Below are 18845 nucleotides of genomic sequence, written 5' to 3'. Positions count from 1 at the left end.
ATTTCTCCTTAGAGTAAATTATTATAGCAGCAATGCACTTGGTACTAAATCGGGGCTGATTGATCTTAGTAAAATAAATCCTACTCCTGATAGTCCTGTGTACATGCCAAAGTCCCTGAAACCGGGTAATTCATTAAGCAGTACATGTTGATTTTTCTTATAAAAATTAACAATTTTACTAACTTTTCTATGTAGTACCTCTGATATATACTTGTTGTCCGGGTATTGCTCAGACATTGAGATAAGAAAATCAATATCTCCCCCTAATCCATGGCAAAGACACATATTGGCAGGGTCAGATTCAGTAATTACACGGAATGATTTATCTATGTAAGTTTCAAACCTTTCATCCTTCATATACTTTTTGCAGGCTAATGCACCGATGCCGAGTCCTCCAAACCCATGACACCAGGAGTGTTTATTTGATAATTCATCTGAAGTAAATTGAATAAGTTCACTATCAATCTTATCAAGCAAGTAATAAATTTCTTTTTTTAAATCTTTTTTCAGAAATTGTTCCGCAATAAGAAGAGCATACACTACTCCGATTTTCCCATGGCCAAAACCTATAGAGTTTTCTGTATTGACCTGATTATTACTGATTTGGTGGCACAAATCGGATACATACTGCTGGGTAAGTGACAATGAAGAATTTTGTTCAATACCTTTTTGATATATATCATAAAAAAGTTTTATAAATCCGGCAGTCCCTCCCAACCAATCATTAAGCTTGGCTGTAGATGGTGTTTTGAGTTTTGTAAGCATATCAACTAAAGCTAAATCACTCTTTTTTAGCTTATTTAGTTTTGCTTTTACCCAAATAGCAGAGGATTGGCCCATATAAACAGATGGCTCGATGTCCTCACCAATAAAGTCAATACAATCAAATAATTGGCAGGTAAAGTCTTTGATTTCATTTTCAGGGGAAATCAAAGATAAATAGTGTAAAAAATATAATACTCCTGCTCTTCCGGAATAAAGACTATTAGTCATAAAGCCTACGGAAGGATGTTTTTGCGTGACATCCACATGCCGCCAGGATATATTTTTTTTGCTCTCACTAAAATAGGCATTTGAAAGTATTTTCTTTCCTATGGAAAGGCATACATTTAATATATCGTCTTTGGTACAGAATTGATTTTCAACTGTTAAAGAGCCTGACATTTGGCTCATCCTTGTATTTATTAATTCAAGATAATCTCCCAGTAATATTTTCAGTTTGTTTTTTTCCAAGTCTATAAGCTCGATTGATAAATGGTTTACATTATCAAGAACACTGCTCAAGGCACTTTTCTTGTAATAATTGCTGAGTTTATCTCCGGTACTTGTAATTAAGCAATTTTCAGAAGTATTAGTATAAAAAATAGGGATTTCCATGTAATGCATGTCCGCTATTTCGTAAAATGCGATTTTTTTATTCCTATGGGGGTATGCATAATTATTATCAAGTAAACGCTCAAGGTATATCATATTTCTTGAATAATTAGGGTGGTCCATATAGGATAGCAGGTCATTATAAACTGCAGTTGGCTTTAGAACCTGACGTACTTCAATATTTGTAAACAACTGCTGAATTATTTGGTATATTTTTGTTCTATTAATGTAAATATATTTCAAAATGTCCTCAAATCCTGTATATATATCATGTTTGAAAGATTGAAAGGACTGAATTTCTCCATTTAATACCGGCTTGTTTTTATCCTGCTTTTTACTTATATTTATATACTCATAGCGCATGTTATCCGTATACAAGTCCATAATAGCAAGCATTTTTACAGGTAGGGGTACAGAATCTCCTCCTGCCAAACCGCTAACATCAACACCCTTTTTATCTACATTATTGGTGAAGGCATTTGTTGGGAGCAGAGCAGTAGCGGCTAGGTTTAAGCGGTCATTATCTTTGTTTTTAAGTACAAATTCTGTTTCTTCTTCATCTGAAAAACTCAATTGGGTAAATAATGTTTCAAAGTCAACAATAACAGGATATTTATTAAAAGCTATTACGTTTTCACTATGAAAATCAGTACCCTGAAGAAGGCTTGTTAATGCAAGCATTTCACCAAACCTGTAGTAGAATTCCTTTACCTCGTCAAGCGTATAGCAGGGTTCGGTCTCTATATAACTTTCAACAGTAAAATCCTTTGCATAATACACTTTGTTAATGTATAAATCCATTAAATTGCTGTTTTCATTAATATACTGGACAAATTTGTTGAAGGCTCTTTCAATATCAGAGTTGCGTGGTTTATAAATAAAAACCTGTCCATTATCAAGAACCAGCTTTGCAACAGATTTACCCCTTTTATGGGTATCACCCTGTGAACCGTGGATTTCTGTAATATGAGCACTTTTCAGTTTTAGAGTATTGCTGATACTTTGAAAATTTAAATCTATATTATCTAACATTCGCTCTGTTTCCAGAGTCAGATCAAGCATTTTCTGTACTATTAATCTTGCCAGTACAGGATACTTACAATAAAATTCTTCTATTTGGTCAGGGGTCTTGTAATTTTTATTAAGAAAGTCAAGATATCTGGAGTTTCCATCCTCACCATTTAATGAGTTTTTATTTTTGTATTCTCCCATTTCTATGATTAAGCATTTCCATGTAATCTTGTTTAATTGAATTGCAATACTCTGGACTAAAGTAATTAATACACCCGCATCAATCTGCAAGTTTTTAAAAGTTTTACCAGATATAGTTTTTTCTATGTATCTTATAAATGGAAGTATCAATTGTTCGTTGACGACGTTTTCGGATTTATATGAATTGCCGAAGTCCAGCATAATTTCCTGATATTTTTTATACCATTTGCTTTCCTTAAGATAATCGTATAGAATGTCGGATTCAAAACTATTGAAATCTTTAATGGAGAAAGCAAACTGGTCATAAGTTATACCCATATAATCAAGTTTTTTATCCAATGAGTCCTTTCCTACCAGACTTTTTACATTGAACCACTTTTCTTCGATTATTATCGGGTCCTCAGAAACATCCATGTTTGCATTTAAAAATGCTTCAACTCTTTCCTTAGTTGTTAGTGCATATATGTATTGATACTGGTTGTATGTGTCCATTTAACCTCCCATGACAGCGTCTTTTTCCAACTCTCTTTGTATGATGTTATACATTTCTATATCTAAAAACGGCTCATAATATTTTAAATATTCAGGGTCATGAAATAAGGTATGGCAAACATCGCAAATGCCTACATATCCTCCGTTTTTAAGTTTAATTGGCAGATTATTTTCATGTATTTTATCAACGAACCACTTAACTCCATGGTTTTCAAGTGTTCTACAATACATATTTCCGTTAAAATTCTTTATTATTTCAGTTAAAGGCAACTCCTTTGCGGAACCTAAATATAATGCAGGAGTGAAGCCGCCCTGGTAGCAGCAAGGATATGTACTTCCGTCCGGCATAACAACCAAGTTAGATAAGCCGGAACACTTATTGTCTATTGAATTTTCAAATATGAATAAATCTTCCGGTTTAATGCGGTTTTCTGCATTCCCAACGGGTAAACATGGAGATGAGGCTACGTAATGACCCATAATATCATCTCCTAAATATTCAAGTATCTCGTGTAACTTTTTACTAGTTTTTGTACAAACACAACCCAATAGAAACACCATACTTTCATTATAATATTTTTGGTTTATAAAAAATTGAAAATCTATGCGATGTCAGAAATATACTATTAAGCATATTCTAATAAGATTTTAAAAAAATGGCAGATATAAAAAATATAATATTACTCTCTTTAAACGCCTACGATTGTTACGATTGCTACGGGTGTTACCCCACCAATCAATGCGCCAGGGACGTCAATAGGGAACACCGAACCCGCAACTGCTGATTTTGAGACTTGAGAGAGTCCATAGCCGTTTCTCAGTAATTCTTTAACTTCATTTTTTGATAATTGAATATTTGTCATAAAATTTAACCTCCTACGCTTTTAAAAATAGACAATAAATACATTTAAAATTTGGTTTTATTCACATATCTGCCAAAAAATTACTTAAATTTATTGTACTACAAGAGGCTTGAAATAACAAGTTGGATTTTGATGAATTACAATGGAAAAAGGTAAACGACGGTACTCTGACCGTTTACGGGATAATTATGGAAAATAACCAAAACTTTAAATATAATGTATAAAAGGAAATAAAATACAATAATATTTGTTGAATAGAAGTAATTAATGCAGGAATATGGGATGATTTGTTGTACTGGAAAGTAGTTAAAAGTAAAATTGTAACATTCAATAACTAAATTTGTGTTTATATTATACATGAAGGATTAAGTATGATTTGAGTCAGTATTTGACAATGCTTTGTGGTTTAGAAATAGAGATTTGTTTTATTCTGTCCATCGAGTTTGATATCTATGAATTGGCATAATAATGTGCTAAAAATTTAATTTTAGTATTAATATTATAATTAATATATTTAGAAGGCAGAATATGATTCGAAGATTGTTAAAAAAAATATTAGGAAATAACTATAATGAAAATAATGCATCTTACATAAAAATTAATTTTGCAATAAACATTTTAATGTTTATTATATCAGCGGTTATGCTATTATTTCTTCCAGAACAAATTCCAATTTTACATGAAGGTGCGAAGAATTATAATGTTCCAAGTATCCTTGGTGTATGGCTTTTCCCTATATTAGGTTTAGTTAATAATTTCAGTCTAATTAAGCAAAAAAGGTTAGGTAAATTTAACAGCTTTGTGTTCGTAATATTATGTATTATAATGACCGGTTATTATATAAATATGGTATAATGTGGTAGTATTGTGATGGAATATTACACAAGAACTTTTTATTATTGAATATCTTATGGAGGCAAAATATGATACGAAAATTATTAAAGAAAATGTTAGGAAGCAACTATACTGAAAATAATGCAACTTACATAAAAATTAATTTTGCAATCAACATTCTAATGTTTATTATATCAGCGATAATGTTATTATTTCTTCCAGAACAAATTCCAATTTTACATGAAGGCGCGAAGAATTATAATGTTCCAAGTATTCTTGGTGTATGGCTTTTCCCTATATTAGGGTTAGTTATTAATTTTAGTTTGATTAAGCAAAACAGATTGGGTAAGTTTAACACTTTTGTGTTTGTAATATTATGTGTCATAATGACGGGCTATTATATCAACATGATATAATAAATATGGAGGTCACAAATGAATCGTGCGGTTAGAAACATACTCTTTGGAAAACGTCAATCATTACCTATTACACTAATATGCTGTGTGGTGGGTATGTATATTAGCTATTTCATATGGTATGTTATTGGTAACAGCGCTGCTTTCAGTCTTTTAAATTGTAATTACTTGGAAATATTGACGTTAATATGTTTTTCTATTAGTTTTTTTATTGTCAGTTATAAGTTTATAGATGATCTCTATTTTAATAGTAAGATAGCTGACCTCATGTATCTGCCTATTAGAATTATTGATATTTTCAGAATTATTTTAAGGAAAAATATGTCATATCAATTGATTGCTATAGTTATGATATATTTTCCTTCTACTTTTATTTTTAACGTAAAATGGGGAGAATTTTTCCAAAGTTTAGTGCTGTCTATTTTTCTTACAGCAATGCTAGACTTTACTATTCTAATTATATCCCTTTCAATATGCATGGCATCTTCTGTGAAAAATATTGGCTATCGCTTAATCACTCTCCAGTATTCTTGCTTTTTGGGATATGCCTTTTTTATTAAACAAATTATATTTTCTATAGTATTTCACCAAAAGTCTTATACTTATAATATATGGTCGTTTATTGTAAAGCTTAGCATGTTAAAGTTAATGATAATGTGTGTAATAGCATTTGTTTTATTAATCATATCAATTAAGTTATTTTTAATTTCCTATATTAATACATATTACAAAGTCAGCTCTTTTAAAAGAAGGAAAAAGAAAAATTCACAAAAAGGTATAGTAATAATTAAAGATACTTACTTATTTATAGAGTTAAAAAGAATAATAAGAAAGAAAGAGATACTATTTTACTCTAACCTTAAAAGTGTTATTACAATCATTATTGTAACAAAAATATTATTAAACAAAATATCCTCATTTAATACGGAGTATGCAAACGTTAATTATATGATTATTGTTACGCTGATTTCCTCAATTAACGCCATCTCAACTACTTCGTTTTCAAGCGATAAGGAAAATATAAGTTATTTTAAAGTAATACCTATTAATTTCAAAAAATTATTCAGAGCTAAAGTTTTTGTGAGTTTTATGATCAATGAATTGTTAATTGTGATATATACCGTAATAAGACTGATCATTGAAGTACAAGATCTACGTTCAATTCCATTACTTATCTTGTATAGTACGATTATAAACTATATTTGTGCATGGTTAGGCGTATATTTAGATTATAGTGCACCAATAAAGTCAAATAGTGATAATGAATTATTGCATGGTAATCCAAATAAACTTGGGGTAGTTATTTTTGGAGGTTTGATATTATTTGCGGAGATTTGGTTTACCATTAAGATATTGAAGACCAACAATATATTACAAATATCTGCTATTGTTAATATGATAATTTTGATGGCAACAGCCATCTTTAACAAAACTGCCTTAAGGAGGGAATATGATACAAATTGAACAGTTATGTAAAAGTTATGATTCAAAAAAGATATTTCAGAGTGTCTCATATAATTTTGAAAACAATCAGATATATGCATTAGTCGGAGTAAATGGGATAGGAAAGTCTACTTTAATGAATGCAATCGTCCAATACAAGATGATGGATACTGGTGTCATTAAAATTGATGGTTTATCAAATGATAATTTTGATAGCAAATATGCTTATTTTTTTATACCAGATAGAAAGGACATGTTCCTGAACCTAACAGCCTATGAGTATTTTAGTTTTATAGCAAAAATATACAAACAGGATTTAAACTCAATAAGTAATAAGATTGATATATTAGCAAATAAATTGAAAATGGGATCGGAATTGTCAAATTATATAGCTGATTACTCCTTGGGCATGAAACAAAAAACTTATTTAATGGGAGCCTTTATTTCAGGTGCGAGAAACCTTATATTGGATGAACCTTTTAATGGACTGGACCCAGAAAGTATACTTACAGTAAAAAATTTATTAATAGAATACAAATCAAAGAATAATTTAATTATTTACTCAATTCATAACTTGGATTTAGCTGCAAATTTTGGTGACACAATAGTTTTTATTGACCAAAATCGGGAAGTATTTTCTTACCCTAATACTAACAATATTACACAACTTGAAGAGATTTTTTTTAGTAGATGCGTTGTGCAATAATATTGAGTGTAAGTTTATAAGGCAAATAAATTGTAATTAGAAAGGAAGGAATACATATGAGAAAATTCAAAAGTGCAATCAGTATTCTAGTTATAATGGCAGTAAGTATAAATTTATCAATTTTTAAGATCGAAGCAAAAATTAATACTGATGATGATAATTGTAAGTTAATAATAAAATATAAAGACAATACGGATAAAGATATTGTTTATAAAAATATTAATAAAAAACATGATAATATAAAAATTGATACCCTTGAAAAATATAAAGATAATATGGATTTAATAAAAGTAAGTGGAAGTGATCTAGAGAGTGTAATTTCTGATTTAGAAAGTGATGAAAATATAGAATTTGTTCAACAAGATTATGTATTAAATTGTGAGAATGTTTATAATACCATTACTCCAACTGATAGTTACTTTTCTTATCAATGGGGATTAAAGAATAATGGTCAGCTGATTGGTAATTATGGAGTTAAAGATGTTGATATAAATGTTATCCCTGCATGGACATATACTCAGGGATCCGATGAGGTTATCATTGGAGTTTTAGATTCAGGAGTATACATTAATCACGAGGATTTACATAATAATATTTATATTAATAAATCGGAAATACCAAATAATAACATTGACGATGATAATAACGGTTATATAGATGATGTGAACGGATGGGATTTTATTAATAATGATAATTCTGTTTATGATTCTTTTTCCGAGGATCTTCATGGAACGTTTGTAGCAGGAATTATTGCGGCTTCTAGCAACAACATAGGTATATGTGGAGTTGCGCCGAATGTAAAAATTATGCCATTGAAATTCATTAGCGACACGCAAGGACATACATCTGATGCTATCAGAGCAATAGAGTATGCAGAATCTATGGGCATAGATATAATAAATTGTAGTTGGGGTGGACTAAATTATAATAAAGCATTAAAGTCTGCTATGAATGATATTCAAAAGAGATGTTATAGTGTTGGAAATCAAGTATTAGACATCATTTTGAATTATTATCTTACATCAATTAAAAAAGATGTAAAAATCAATGTAACAGGTAAATGCATGTGGGGTATTAAAGTTGATAATGTGAATTTATGTACAATTTTTTCAAATTTAATTCAGAACGCAGTTGAAGAATTATCAATAGAAAGTACAGAAGATAAATATTTAAACATAACAGTACGAGAAGGAAATGATTACGTAAGAATAGAAATAATAAATAGTATCAGCAACATACATGCAAACAAGAAAGAGGATTTTTTCAAAACACAAAAGCATGATAGAAGAAATCATGGCATTGGCTTGCAAAATGTTAAAAAAGTAATCCAATGTAATGGAGGAATATTTAATATCAAAATAGAGAATAATAATTTTAGAGCTATTGTTATACTACAAAAGGAGAGCCTCATGATGGCATCGCCAAGTTACGAAAGGCCCGGGGTGTACAGCCGGTAATTTTATGAAACTGCCTGACAAAATGTTCTACATTGTTATACCCGCATAGAGTCGATATTTCTGCAATCGTGTGTGGACTGTGTATAAGCTGGTCTTTTGCAAAACGAATACGGCAATTTATTACGTCTTTCATGCAGGAGATTCCAAACGTTTCTTTGTACAATGCTTGCAAATAGCCTGGACTCAAATGCAGGCTTTCTGCCATGGCAGGAACACTCCAAGGATACCCCGGATTATTATGAATGTTTCTGCGCAATTCCAATATTGATTGAAATTGAATGAAGTTTTTCGTATACTTGGAGGCTTCATGAAGTTTAATAAACAATACTTTAAGCAAATAGTCAATAGCAAGTTCTCTATAGCTGTTGCTTAAAGTATTTTCTGCTACAAGTAACTGAAACAGCTTGTGGCAATATCCCGGATCAGTCAAAGGAAATGGAATACCCAAAGGGATCGCAGTATCAATAAGGTATGGCTCTGCAGAATCAAAGCGAACCCAATCATTAACATATCTGTCCGAGCAGGCTCGGTAAAGTATTTTGTGGTGAGGAGGGTATAAAACAGCACTGTTTGCAGGGTATTCTGCCATTTCTCCATTTACCCAGAATTGTGCGGGAGTCTGTGTAAGAACCAGCAGCCAACAGTCATGCCCTCCCGGCATATCAAAAACAAAACTTTCAGGATGAGTAGCATCGTACTCGACATAGTATATATGAGCCATTTCTTTCTCCAATCTTAGAATAAATCAATTTTATCTTAGTATATATCATTGCTTTATGCGATTCAATATTCTAAAATTTTTATTGATATAGCTATGCAAGTCATGTACGCTGAGTATTTATAATAGTCTCTATATACTTTTGCAATTATTTGAAATTATCAATTAGAGACACTTGGCTTATGATGATATCAGAAATGTATAATGATTTTTATGTATTAAATAATAATAGTAAAGGAAGTGTAGATAATCATGGTAAAAAAGCAAGGTTTCAATCCATATCTTCCTTCATGGGAGTATATTCCTGACGCCGAACCCCATGTTTTTAATGGCAGGGTCTATGTTTACGGCTCTCATGATCGTTTTAACGGTTATGTATACTGTTTGAATGATTATGTATGTTGGTCGGCACCTGTGGAGGATTTGTCTGATTGGCGGTACGAAGGTGTAATTTATAAAAAGACAGATGATCCGCTAAATCCCGACGGAAGTATGTGTCTCTATGCACCTGACGTTACTGTAGGTCCAGATGGACGCTATTATTTGTACTATGTACTGGATAAGGTTCCTGTTGTTTCAGTAGCAGTTTGTGATACCCCGGCAGGCAAATATGAATTTTATGGATATGTACATTATTCCGATGGAACACGCCTTGGTGAAAAAGAGGGGGATCAGCCTCAATTCGATCCCGGTGTGTTGACAGAAGGAGATAAAACCTACCTGTATACAGGCTTTTGCGGAAAAGGTGATAAATCAAGGAAGGGTCCTATGGCAACAGTGCTTGGGGCGGATATGCTTACGATTGTAGAAAGCCCGGTGTTTATAGCGCCAAGTGAGCCTTACAGTGAAGGCAGTGGGTATGAAGGACATGAGTTTTTTGAAGCTTCTTCAATTCGCAAGAGGAAAGATACCTATTATTTCATTTATTCCTCGATTGTTTTTCATGAATTGTGTTACGCTACCAGCAAATTCCCAACGAAGGACTTTGTCTACGGCGGAGTGATTGTAAGCAACAGCGATCTCCATATTGATACTTACAAGCCGGCGGAAAAACCCATGTTTTATGGTGCAAACAACCATGGCAGCATCTGTGAAATCAATGACAAGTGGTACATTTTTTATCATAGACATACCAATGGAACGAATTTCAGCCGTCAGGGCTGTGTTGAGCCTATTTCATTCCTTGAAGATGGTTCAATTCCTCAGGTGGAGATGACTTCTTGCGGACCCAATGGAGGCCCTCTTGTAGGATACGGGGAATACCCGGCATATTTGGCATGTAATCTGTTCTACAAGGAGGAATCCGTCTATACCGATTGGACCGGAGCATGGATGGATCATCAGTTCCCTAAAATTACCCAGGACGGAAGAGATGGGGATGAAGAAATAGGCTATATCGCTAATATGAAGGATTCTGCTACAGCCGGATTTAAGTATTTTGACTGCAAGGGTGTCAAGAAAGTCAAAATCAAGGTTCGCGGATATTGCCAGGGCGAATTCGAGCTAAAAACAGCCTGGAACGGAACGGCTCTTGGAAAGATACCTGTAGTATTTTCGAATATATGGAAGGAGTATTCTGCAGATATCGTGATACCAGACGGTGTACATGCATTATATTTCTCATATGCAGGGTCGGGCAGTGCAAGTTTGGCTTCTTTTACACTAGAATAAAAAAGTGACGACATCTATTTTGTCTATTCAAGACAAAATTGTACACTTTTCTTGTTGTGTACACATAAATTAAATAAAAAGTAACTAAGCAAAAACTAATCCTCCAACTGAGTTTAATGCTCAAACTGGCGGATTAGTTTTTGTTAACTTTTAAAAATTATAGTTAAAAAAATACCAACAAAGGAATTTACAGGCGAAAATGTTTGATATATAATACATTTGATATTAAACTCAAAAAAAGGCAAAGAATGTTATTTATTAGCAGGCATTTTATAGAAAGGAATTATGATATCAAATGTATCATATAAAAAAGTTAAAATGCAATTAAAAATTAATCAACCACCGATAGTTTGTTACCTGCATCATGCCTATCCGCTTACTTCAGCAATGCATCATGAAGACTTTAATTCATGGTTTTTCAGTAATTACATACAATTGGAATATCGCCGCCAAAGTAAAGAATTGAACTTTTTTACTTATATTATATGTGGGAATAGTGTTTTTATTCCTATATTAGATTATAAGATTTTAGATTTGGAATTTATATTTAAAAATAAAATAGATATTATTGAATTTATCAAAAATAGTATTGAAAATGGATATTATGTAACAACATATACTGATGAATTTTTTATACCCGAAAGAACAGCATATAAAAATGATCATTTCCGACATGATATAATGATATATGGTTTTGACTTAAATAAAAAAATCTTTAATGTAATAGGGTATAATGATAAGAATGATTATGCTACATCATCTGTAGAATTCTCTGATTTCGAGAAAGCTTATTTAAATTCTATTAATAAGCAAAACGATTTAATATTGTTTAAACCTAAGGATAATCGTTCTTATGAACCGTCATTTACCTTTGACATTGAAAATGTAAAAAGTCTTCTTTATGATTATGTGTTTTCCCAAAATTCATCCCATCGATTACGGACAATAGGAAATCCAAAAGAAGATTTTACTTATGGTATTGAAGTATACAATGAGTTAATGGATTGTTATCGTTGGGCTATTGATATTGATAAGGAAGTATGTGATATAAGGCAGCCCCATTTGCTTTATGAGCATAAGAAAACAATGGCAGATCGTATACATTACCTTGTTGCAAAAAAATATCTTAAAAGAGAATACGACTTTGCATCTACATATACAGAGTTAAAAATTATTTCTTTAAAAATAAGAAATATGATAATAAAATATAATATAGTTAACGATAAAAGTTTAATTAACAGAAGTATAGAGATTCTGCAAAATATGTTTGAAAAAGAAAAAAAGACGGCTCAAGATTTACTTGAGGCAATTTCAGATAACAGTTCTGTTACATACCCAATATCCTATATTACATCCCGAAACTGAAAGTTTTTATCACCAAACAATAACTAATCCTCCATTGAGGCTAATGCTCAAATGGAGGATTTAATTAATTACATAAATACAAATATGTTGAAAATTGATAATGTATAATGTATTATATTTCTATAAACTGAAATATTATGTATTTTAAGTAAGGCTATTTCAGTGAAAGGAAGATGTAAAATTAAAAAAATACTTAGTTTTAATAAACCATTTATACGATGTTATCAGCATTATGCCTTTCCAACGGGTATAATTGAGGCTAATCTGCCTAACAAAGATTATCTGTATAATAATTTTATTAATATTGTTTATAAGAAGGGTTACCTAACTGATATAGAGTTTGACATGCCATATTTTATGTCGATGGAAGGCCTTTTTGTTTCCATATATGCTATGTTTCCAAGTGAGTTTTATGATACCCCAAACTTAGTAAATTACATAAAAAAATGTATTAATAATAATATTTATGTTAGTGGTATATGGAATGAGTTTTTTATACCAGCAAAGCTAGGCTATATGAAATTTAATTTTGAACGTAATTATCTAATCTACGGATTTAATGATGAAACAAATAGCTTTCTGTCATCGGGATATATAGGAGATGATATATGGGATGATTTTGAGGTACCATATGATGATTTTGTTAAATCATTAGTTGTAAAGGATGGATATATTAGATTTAATAATTATATACTTAATACAAATTTTAATAAGGGATTAGATTTCAGTGTAATATCAGAAAGGATAAAGAATTACTTGGATTCTAAACCATTTATAGAAGAAGATTTTTCTTTTGGTATTAAAGGTATTTATGATTACTTTTTCTTCTTAGGTGAAGATGGCATTAAACTTCCATCGCTTTATGCTCTGTATGAACACAAGAGTACTATGTTAAAAAGGTTAATGTTATTAAATGAACTGGGATACATAGAGTTTTATAAAGAATTGGAAGTACAACTAAAGAAAGTAGTTAATGCCTATACTACTATTATAAATCTGGCAATAAAAGATCATGTAAAGAATAACATTTATATAATGGAAAAAATTCGTGAAAGGGGATTAGCAGCTTTAAGAATTGAGGAAGATGTATTAAGAAAGATTTTCTAAAATTATTTAGTAACCATGTCTATGATTTGGGTGTTTGCAAAAGAGAATTCATATAAATCAAGGAATCTTAGATAAGGAGAATGTGACAGAATAAATCACTTTATAGTCAAATGAATAAAAAATTAGATATCAATGCTGATATGTTTAGTAAGAAAAGTCTAAACATGCTTCCACTATTTATTTTAAATGATGACTTATTTATAAATGGTTGGATATATAACCACTATATTAAATTTACTATTTGTAAAGATGAGATAAGCTTTAGCGATAATGATTTCTTTTTAAATGAAGGAGTTTTCATTCGTACAAGTTACTGTTTTCCCATTGGTACAATGAATACCGTATGTATACCGAAAGATTTAGTATTAGAAACACTAAAAGGGTTAATTGATGATGAACAATATTTAACTGGTATATTTGATAAAGGACAATTGCAATTAAATAATAATATTTTTACAGATAATGAACTTCCATTTCTGATATATGGATATGATGAGGAAGAACAGTGTTTTTTAGCGATTATATTTATTAATAGACAATATGAAAAGATAAATATTCGGTTTGAAAAAATATGTGAAAGTATTGTAGCAAAAGTTAATGGAGTAGTAGATGGCCGAATACTGATTAATAGTTATGGTAGTAATAAACTTTTTCAAAAGACAATTGATATGGAAAAAATATTAATAGATATAAAAGATTTATTAAAAGATAGTAACGGTAATGATATTGACGGGGTAAAAAATTATATTAATAATAGAATATCCAATGATTTAGTGGATGATTACTTGATAACATCTACTAATACTGTTTTGGATCATATTACTTTTATGTACGATAGACTCAAATATATATTCGGATTAACGAAGCAGAATATAAAGATATCTACTCTATCGGATGAAATAATAGACTTAATATCTGATCTGAAAAAAACGATTGATTCATTATACATAAATATTAAATTATCTGAAAATGATAAAATCTATTATATACAGAAATTTACAGATATTTTGAATAAAGAAAAGGATATAATATATGAAATTTGTTTAAATCTTAGTGGGCAATAAAAGTATATGGTATACGTTTAAATAAGCGGAGGTACATAAAGTAATATGAAAATTATTATTTTAGCAGGGGGAGGGGGGACAAGACTGTTTCCTGTTTCTCGGGCTAACAAACCAAAACAGTTTATGAGTGTAAACTCAGGGTTATCTTTATTGGCCCAAACCGTTAAGAGATACCTACAATTAGTACAGCCTAGTGATATTCTAATTTTAACCGGAAATAAGTATTTAAATGATGTTAGAGAAGAACTGAGAAAAATAGAGGCGTTAAACGTACATATAATAGCAGAACCATGTGCCAAAAACACTGCTCCGGCAATAGCGTTAGCCTTAAAATACTGTATCGAGTTGCTTTTTGTAAATAAGTACGAAGAGATAGTTGTTGCCCCTTCTGATCATATAATAGAGCCCGATGATATATTTGCTGAAAAGTTAAAACTCTGTTTGGAGTACGCCAAGGATGGAAAACTTGTTACAATAGGTGTATCTCCCACCAGACCTGAAACTGGCTATGGTTATATAAAAATAGGGGAAAAATATAAAAAAGGGTTTTATTGCGAGAAATTTGTGGAAAAGCCGGATTTAAGGACTGCTGAATTATATCTGGAGGAAGGTTGCTATTACTGGAATTCGGGTATGTACATATTTACTTTGGATACGTTTGTTAGTGAACTAAGAGAACATTGTCCGGAATTATATAAATTTATTACAACAAAATCTTATTCTCAATTTAATGAAAAGTTCGAAACCTTAGAAAGTATATCTATTGACTATGCTATTACCGAAAAATCTACAAGGACTATTACTGTTTTACTTGAGATTTATTGGAATGATATTGGCTCATGGGATTCAATTTATGAATATCTTGAAAAAAATGAAGAAGGTAACATACAAATAGGTGATTGTAAAATTATTGACTGCAAGAATTCTATGCTCATTTCTAACGATAGGCTTGTTGTAGCTCTTGGCCTTGAGGATATTATTGTTGTAGAAACCGACGATGTAATAATGGTAGCTAAAAAAGGTGAGACGCAAAGGATTAAAGAGGTTTATGATGCCATAAAAGATAGAAATGTTGCTCACGAATATATAAATACAAAAGATTGTGGGAAAGTTGTACTAGGTTTCCATAAGGAACAGATTTTAAAGTAAGAAGTTGTAATATATGACAAATTTTGAGTTACACATATGCAACAGACGGAGGTTTTTTGTTGTCATATCCATGTAAAATATTGACTTAAATGTAATAGTTGGGGTATAATTGAGGAAATACTTAGTCAGATTGGTTAATCGTTGGTGGGTCACGTTAGCTAATGATAAGAAACATATTTACAATTAGCGTAGCTTATTTTTTGATAAGTGAAAGGGCGAAGCTGTGCAAACGGCAAAGTTAAATTATGAGGACGTGAAATTATTGTACTGGTATGTGTTATCTATCCGGACAGGTATGGAGGAAAAAGTTAAAAAACTTTTAAGTAAAATACTGGATAATGATTTGTTTATTCCATTTATACCCCTCTTAAAAACTGTATTTAAGAAGCAGGGAGTTATAAAATATGAAGTAAAACCGTTATTCCCAGGATATATCTTTATTGAGTCTAAATTGTCACAACATGAATTTACAAAAGAAATAAGTGATATTATTTCTTATATTGATAACATAAACCATCTCTTAAGATACTCGGATACTGAGATCGCCTTGAGGGAAACTGAAAAACAATTATTACTTAGCTTGTGTGATGATAAGCATTGTATTGAGTCATCAATCGCTATCAAAGAAGGTAGCAAAATTTATATAGAAGAAGGGCCTCTCAAAGGCAAAGAATGTATTATTAAGAAGGTAAACAGGCATAAACACTTAGCAACGATTGAGTTAAATTTTATGGGAGAGATAAGGCTGGTTAGTGTATCACTAGATGTTATTGAGAAAATATCATAAATTTTTCTTAAGGATATATAAATAAAATAATACACCAATATGTTTTTCGATTTCTGGATGATTACTAAATCAACACTTTACAATTTTAAAATAAAATGGAAACATATTTAATTGATTTAATTATTCCTACATATAATAAATCTACACGATTAAGGCTGGTACTTGAATCGTTATGTTATCAAATAATGCCTAAAGAGCAATTTAAGGTAATTATTGTCGATGACGGTTCAACGGATGATACATCAAATGTCGTAAATGATTACATTACTAAATTGAATATAAACTATATATATCAAAATAATTCCGGACGCTCACATGCAAGAAATACTGGTTTGAATGCAGCAGATGCGTCTATTGTGGTTTTCGTTGATGATGATGTTATTCTGTCAAATGCTTTTATAAGTAGCCACTATGAATTACATCAAAAGTTTGATAATTCTATAGTTCATGGAAAAATATATGAACTGCCATACTTGAAATTTTTTAGTGATCCGTCTTTGGGAACTATTTTACAATCAGATACTTTATCACTTAATACTGATACTTCCGGATTAACAAATTATTTGATTACTACAGAAGATGTCAGAACACTTGAAAAAATTGATAAACAGAAACGGACATCCTCATTTGAAAAATATATTTTTACTATATTAACAAGAGCAATACAACATGAGAACCTGCATAAGCTAGACTTTATAGGGTGTACAGGGGCTAACCTTTCAGGCAAAAAGGAAGTTTTTGAAAACGTTGACGGTTTCGATGAATCCTTTGGTAGACTGTGGGGATGCGAAGATGTAGAAATGGGATACAGACTACAAAAAAAAGGAGTTAAAATTCTATACTTAGATAAAGCTTGTAATTACCATATCACTCATTTAAGACAAAATTATAAAGAAGCTTTGTTGAAAGCATATGAGCTCTTTTACATGAAACATCAGGACCCTATTATTAAATTGCTACCAAAGCTGTTACTTAATGAGATTAAAGATGTTTATAAGTTTTGTGATTATCTAACAGAGAAAAGTTAATAAATTAGTTCTTCGGTTTGTATGGAGTAAGGGATATGACAAAAAATGAAAATCAAGGTATTTTAGAAATAATTAAAAATAATTCTTTTAATAGTATGTTATTTGGAAGAGTTATTCCTGCTAAACGCATCATTGTATTAGCTCCTCACTGTGATGATGAGGTATTGGGTTGCGGAGGAACAATTCTTGAATATTTAAAAAAGCAATGTCAGGTTGTAATTATATATCTTACTTTGGATAAGGAGAAAAAACGCAAAATAGAAGCCCTAAATGCTTGGAATTCGTTTGATAATATAGTTCAGGAATTTTTTAGCTTTGAGGACTCTATGCTTTCTTCATCTGAAAATGATTGTGTAAACAAACTTTGTGAATTAATTCAAAAATATAACCCGGATATTATTTTTACACCTTGGTTTATTGACATGCATAATGACCATCGGGCAACGAGTACTTTTCTGGCACATTCTTTAAAAGCTATTTTAACTAATACAGCCATAAGTACTCAATACATAGCATGTTATGAAGTGAATTTTCCGGTTTATATTAATTATTCTATTAACATTACTAAATCATTTGAACAAAAAATTGAGATACTTAAAAATTACGTTAGCCAAAACCCTGAGCACCTTGAGAACGTAATTAAGAATTTAAATAAATACCGTGCAGAACAAATAGGACTTAGGCAGATTCTTTGGGCAGAGGCCTATTATGTATGTAATTGTGAATTCTTCTGTACACTGATTGAAAGGTTTTTATAACTTTAAAGTAGCTTTAGCTACATGTACATATCAAACAAAGTATTTAATAGAGAACTCTATTAATATATATTCTAAATCTAAGAAAGGAAAGAGTATACATATGGATATATCTCAAATTTATGAAACAATAAACAAAGCTATAAAGGAGACTGTAAATCGAGAGATTAGTGATGAGATGCTTCGCGATGATGTGGATATTGTTCAGAGCATAGGAATTAATTCAATTGATGCCATCAGTATTCTTGTAAAAATCGAAGAACTGTTTAATATTCAAGTTGATGATGATGACTTGAACACAGAGCTTATACGAACAACCAAAAATTTAGCAGAGTATGTTGAAAAGAAATTAAGCGAAGTAGGTTGATTTTAGGCAGAAAAGACAGGACGAATAGTATTATTTT

Annotated in this window: 18 protein-coding genes; 14 read left to right on the top strand and 4 right to left on the bottom strand. The window is 30.8% G+C overall.

Annotated features, from left to right (window positions below):
- Positions 1 to 21: 21 nt before the first annotated feature.
- The 3 genes from CLO1100_RS15695 to CLO1100_RS20845 form a co-directional block, all read right to left on the bottom strand.
- Positions 22 to 3078, bottom strand: a complete 3057-nt coding sequence (locus tag CLO1100_RS15695; RefSeq protein ID WP_014314751.1) for a type 2 lanthipeptide synthetase LanM family protein — start codon at positions 3076 to 3078, stop codon at positions 22 to 24.
- Entirely contained in the window at positions 3079 to 3558 is a 480-nt protein-coding gene (locus CLO1100_RS15690) for an SPASM domain-containing protein (protein WP_041700302.1), read from the bottom strand. It abuts the gene before it with no gap.
- 209 nt (positions 3559 to 3767) lie between these two features.
- Positions 3768 to 3941: a hypothetical protein gene (locus CLO1100_RS20845; protein WP_014314750.1), complete on the bottom strand. Its 174-nt coding sequence runs from the start codon at positions 3939 to 3941 to the stop codon at positions 3768 to 3770.
- 528 nt (positions 3942 to 4469) lie between these two features.
- On the opposite strand from CLO1100_RS20845, the gene CLO1100_RS15685 reads away from it, so the two are divergent.
- The 5 genes from CLO1100_RS15685 (at position 4470) to CLO1100_RS15665 (ending at position 8797) form a co-directional block, all read left to right on the top strand.
- A complete protein-coding gene (locus CLO1100_RS15685; protein WP_014314749.1) occupies positions 4470 to 4796 on the top strand; it encodes a hypothetical protein in 327 nt (108 codons plus the stop codon).
- 68 nt (positions 4797 to 4864) lie between these two features.
- The gene (locus tag CLO1100_RS15680; protein ID WP_014314748.1) at positions 4865 to 5191 is read left to right on the top strand and encodes a hypothetical protein; all 327 of its coding nucleotides are present in this window, start codon (positions 4865 to 4867) and stop codon (positions 5189 to 5191) included.
- An 18-nt stretch (positions 5192 to 5209) separates the two neighbouring features.
- A complete protein-coding gene (locus CLO1100_RS15675) occupies positions 5210 to 6655 on the top strand; it encodes a hypothetical protein (RefSeq protein ID WP_014314747.1) in 1446 nt (481 codons plus the stop codon).
- Positions 6642 to 7340: an ABC transporter ATP-binding protein gene (locus tag CLO1100_RS15670; protein WP_014314746.1), complete on the top strand. Its 699-nt coding sequence runs from the start codon at positions 6642 to 6644 to the stop codon at positions 7338 to 7340. The genes CLO1100_RS15675 and CLO1100_RS15670 overlap by 14 nt, the downstream gene beginning before the upstream one ends.
- A 56-nt stretch (positions 7341 to 7396) precedes the next feature.
- Positions 7397 to 8797, top strand: a complete 1401-nt coding sequence (locus CLO1100_RS15665; RefSeq protein WP_014314745.1) for a S8 family serine peptidase — start codon at positions 7397 to 7399, stop codon at positions 8795 to 8797.
- On the opposite strand, the gene CLO1100_RS15660 is transcribed toward CLO1100_RS15665, so the two are convergent.
- Positions 8748 to 9518 (bottom strand): AraC family transcriptional regulator, encoded by a 771-nt coding sequence (locus CLO1100_RS15660; RefSeq protein ID WP_014314744.1) that lies wholly within the window; start codon positions 9516 to 9518, stop codon positions 8748 to 8750. The genes CLO1100_RS15665 and CLO1100_RS15660 overlap by 50 nt on opposite strands.
- 249 nt (positions 9519 to 9767) lie before the next feature.
- Between CLO1100_RS15660 and CLO1100_RS15655 the strand changes: the two genes are divergently transcribed.
- From CLO1100_RS15655 to CLO1100_RS15615, 9 genes are all read left to right on the top strand, one after another.
- Positions 9768 to 11186 carry a family 43 glycosylhydrolase gene (locus tag CLO1100_RS15655; RefSeq protein WP_014314743.1) on the top strand — a complete coding sequence of 473 codons (1419 nt, stop codon included), beginning with the start codon at positions 9768 to 9770 and terminating at the stop codon, positions 11184 to 11186.
- 285 nt (positions 11187 to 11471) lie between these two features.
- A complete protein-coding gene (locus CLO1100_RS15650) occupies positions 11472 to 12551 on the top strand; it encodes a hypothetical protein (RefSeq protein WP_014314742.1) in 1080 nt (359 codons plus the stop codon).
- 162 nt (positions 12552 to 12713) lie between these two features.
- A complete protein-coding gene (locus CLO1100_RS15645) occupies positions 12714 to 13658 on the top strand; it encodes a hypothetical protein (RefSeq protein ID WP_014314741.1) in 945 nt (314 codons plus the stop codon).
- A 110-nt stretch (positions 13659 to 13768) separates the two neighbouring features.
- Positions 13769 to 14722: a hypothetical protein gene (locus tag CLO1100_RS15640; protein ID WP_014314740.1), complete on the top strand. Its 954-nt coding sequence runs from the start codon at positions 13769 to 13771 to the stop codon at positions 14720 to 14722.
- Positions 14723 to 14767: 45 nt separating this feature from the next.
- A complete protein-coding gene (locus CLO1100_RS15635; protein ID WP_014314739.1) occupies positions 14768 to 15871 on the top strand; it encodes a mannose-1-phosphate guanylyltransferase in 1104 nt (367 codons plus the stop codon).
- Between the two features lie 262 nt (positions 15872 to 16133).
- Positions 16134 to 16658: an antiterminator LoaP gene (gene loaP, locus CLO1100_RS15630; protein WP_014314738.1), complete on the top strand. Its 525-nt coding sequence runs from the start codon at positions 16134 to 16136 to the stop codon at positions 16656 to 16658.
- 95 nt (positions 16659 to 16753) lie between these two features.
- Positions 16754 to 17686, top strand: coding sequence for a glycosyltransferase (locus CLO1100_RS15625; protein WP_014314737.1), 933 nt, complete (start codon positions 16754 to 16756; stop codon positions 17684 to 17686).
- Positions 17687 to 17721: 35 nt separating this feature from the next.
- On the top strand, positions 17722 to 18444 hold the full coding sequence (locus tag CLO1100_RS15620; protein WP_014314736.1) for a PIG-L family deacetylase: 723 nt from the start codon (positions 17722 to 17724) through the stop codon (positions 18442 to 18444).
- A gap of 100 nt (positions 18445 to 18544) precedes the next feature.
- On the top strand, positions 18545 to 18808 hold the full coding sequence (locus CLO1100_RS15615) for an acyl carrier protein (protein WP_014314735.1): 264 nt from the start codon (positions 18545 to 18547) through the stop codon (positions 18806 to 18808).
- Positions 18809 to 18845: the final 37 nt, after the last annotated feature.

This window comes from Clostridium sp. BNL1100, from assembly GCF_000244875.1.
GTDB lineage: Bacteria > Bacillota > Clostridia > Acetivibrionales > DSM-1351 > Ruminiclostridium.
This window is presented reverse-complemented; position numbering and strand designations above follow the sequence as displayed.

Excerpts from the sequence above, each read along its gene's own strand:
- CLO1100_RS15695 (WP_014314751.1), bottom strand. The coding sequence starts at position 3,078 with ATGGACACATACAACCAGTATCAATACATATATGCACTAACAACTAAG.
- CLO1100_RS15690 (WP_041700302.1), bottom strand. The coding sequence starts at position 3,558 with ATGGGTCATTACGTAGCCTCATCTCCATGTTTACCCGTTGGGAATGCA.
- CLO1100_RS20845 (WP_014314750.1), bottom strand. The coding sequence starts at position 3,941 with ATGACAAATATTCAATTATCAAAAAATGAAGTTAAAGAATTACTGAGA.
- CLO1100_RS15685 (WP_014314749.1), top strand. The coding sequence starts at position 4,470 with ATGATTCGAAGATTGTTAAAAAAAATATTAGGAAATAACTATAATGAA.
- CLO1100_RS15680 (WP_014314748.1), top strand. The coding sequence starts at position 4,865 with ATGATACGAAAATTATTAAAGAAAATGTTAGGAAGCAACTATACTGAA.
- CLO1100_RS15675 (WP_014314747.1), top strand. The coding sequence starts at position 5,210 with ATGAATCGTGCGGTTAGAAACATACTCTTTGGAAAACGTCAATCATTA.
- CLO1100_RS15670 (WP_014314746.1), top strand. The coding sequence starts at position 6,642 with ATGATACAAATTGAACAGTTATGTAAAAGTTATGATTCAAAAAAGATA.
- CLO1100_RS15665 (WP_014314745.1), top strand. The coding sequence starts at position 7,397 with ATGAGAAAATTCAAAAGTGCAATCAGTATTCTAGTTATAATGGCAGTA.
- CLO1100_RS15660 (WP_014314744.1), bottom strand. The coding sequence starts at position 9,518 with ATGGCTCATATATACTATGTCGAGTACGATGCTACTCATCCTGAAAGT.
- CLO1100_RS15655 (WP_014314743.1), top strand. The coding sequence starts at position 9,768 with ATGGTAAAAAAGCAAGGTTTCAATCCATATCTTCCTTCATGGGAGTAT.
- CLO1100_RS15650 (WP_014314742.1), top strand. The coding sequence starts at position 11,472 with ATGATATCAAATGTATCATATAAAAAAGTTAAAATGCAATTAAAAATT.
- CLO1100_RS15640 (WP_014314740.1), top strand. The coding sequence starts at position 13,769 with ATGAATAAAAAATTAGATATCAATGCTGATATGTTTAGTAAGAAAAGT.
- CLO1100_RS15635 (WP_014314739.1), top strand. The coding sequence starts at position 14,768 with ATGAAAATTATTATTTTAGCAGGGGGAGGGGGGACAAGACTGTTTCCT.
- CLO1100_RS15625 (WP_014314737.1), top strand. The coding sequence starts at position 16,754 with ATGGAAACATATTTAATTGATTTAATTATTCCTACATATAATAAATCT.
- CLO1100_RS15620 (WP_014314736.1), top strand. The coding sequence starts at position 17,722 with ATGACAAAAAATGAAAATCAAGGTATTTTAGAAATAATTAAAAATAAT.
- CLO1100_RS15615 (WP_014314735.1), top strand. The coding sequence starts at position 18,545 with ATGGATATATCTCAAATTTATGAAACAATAAACAAAGCTATAAAGGAG.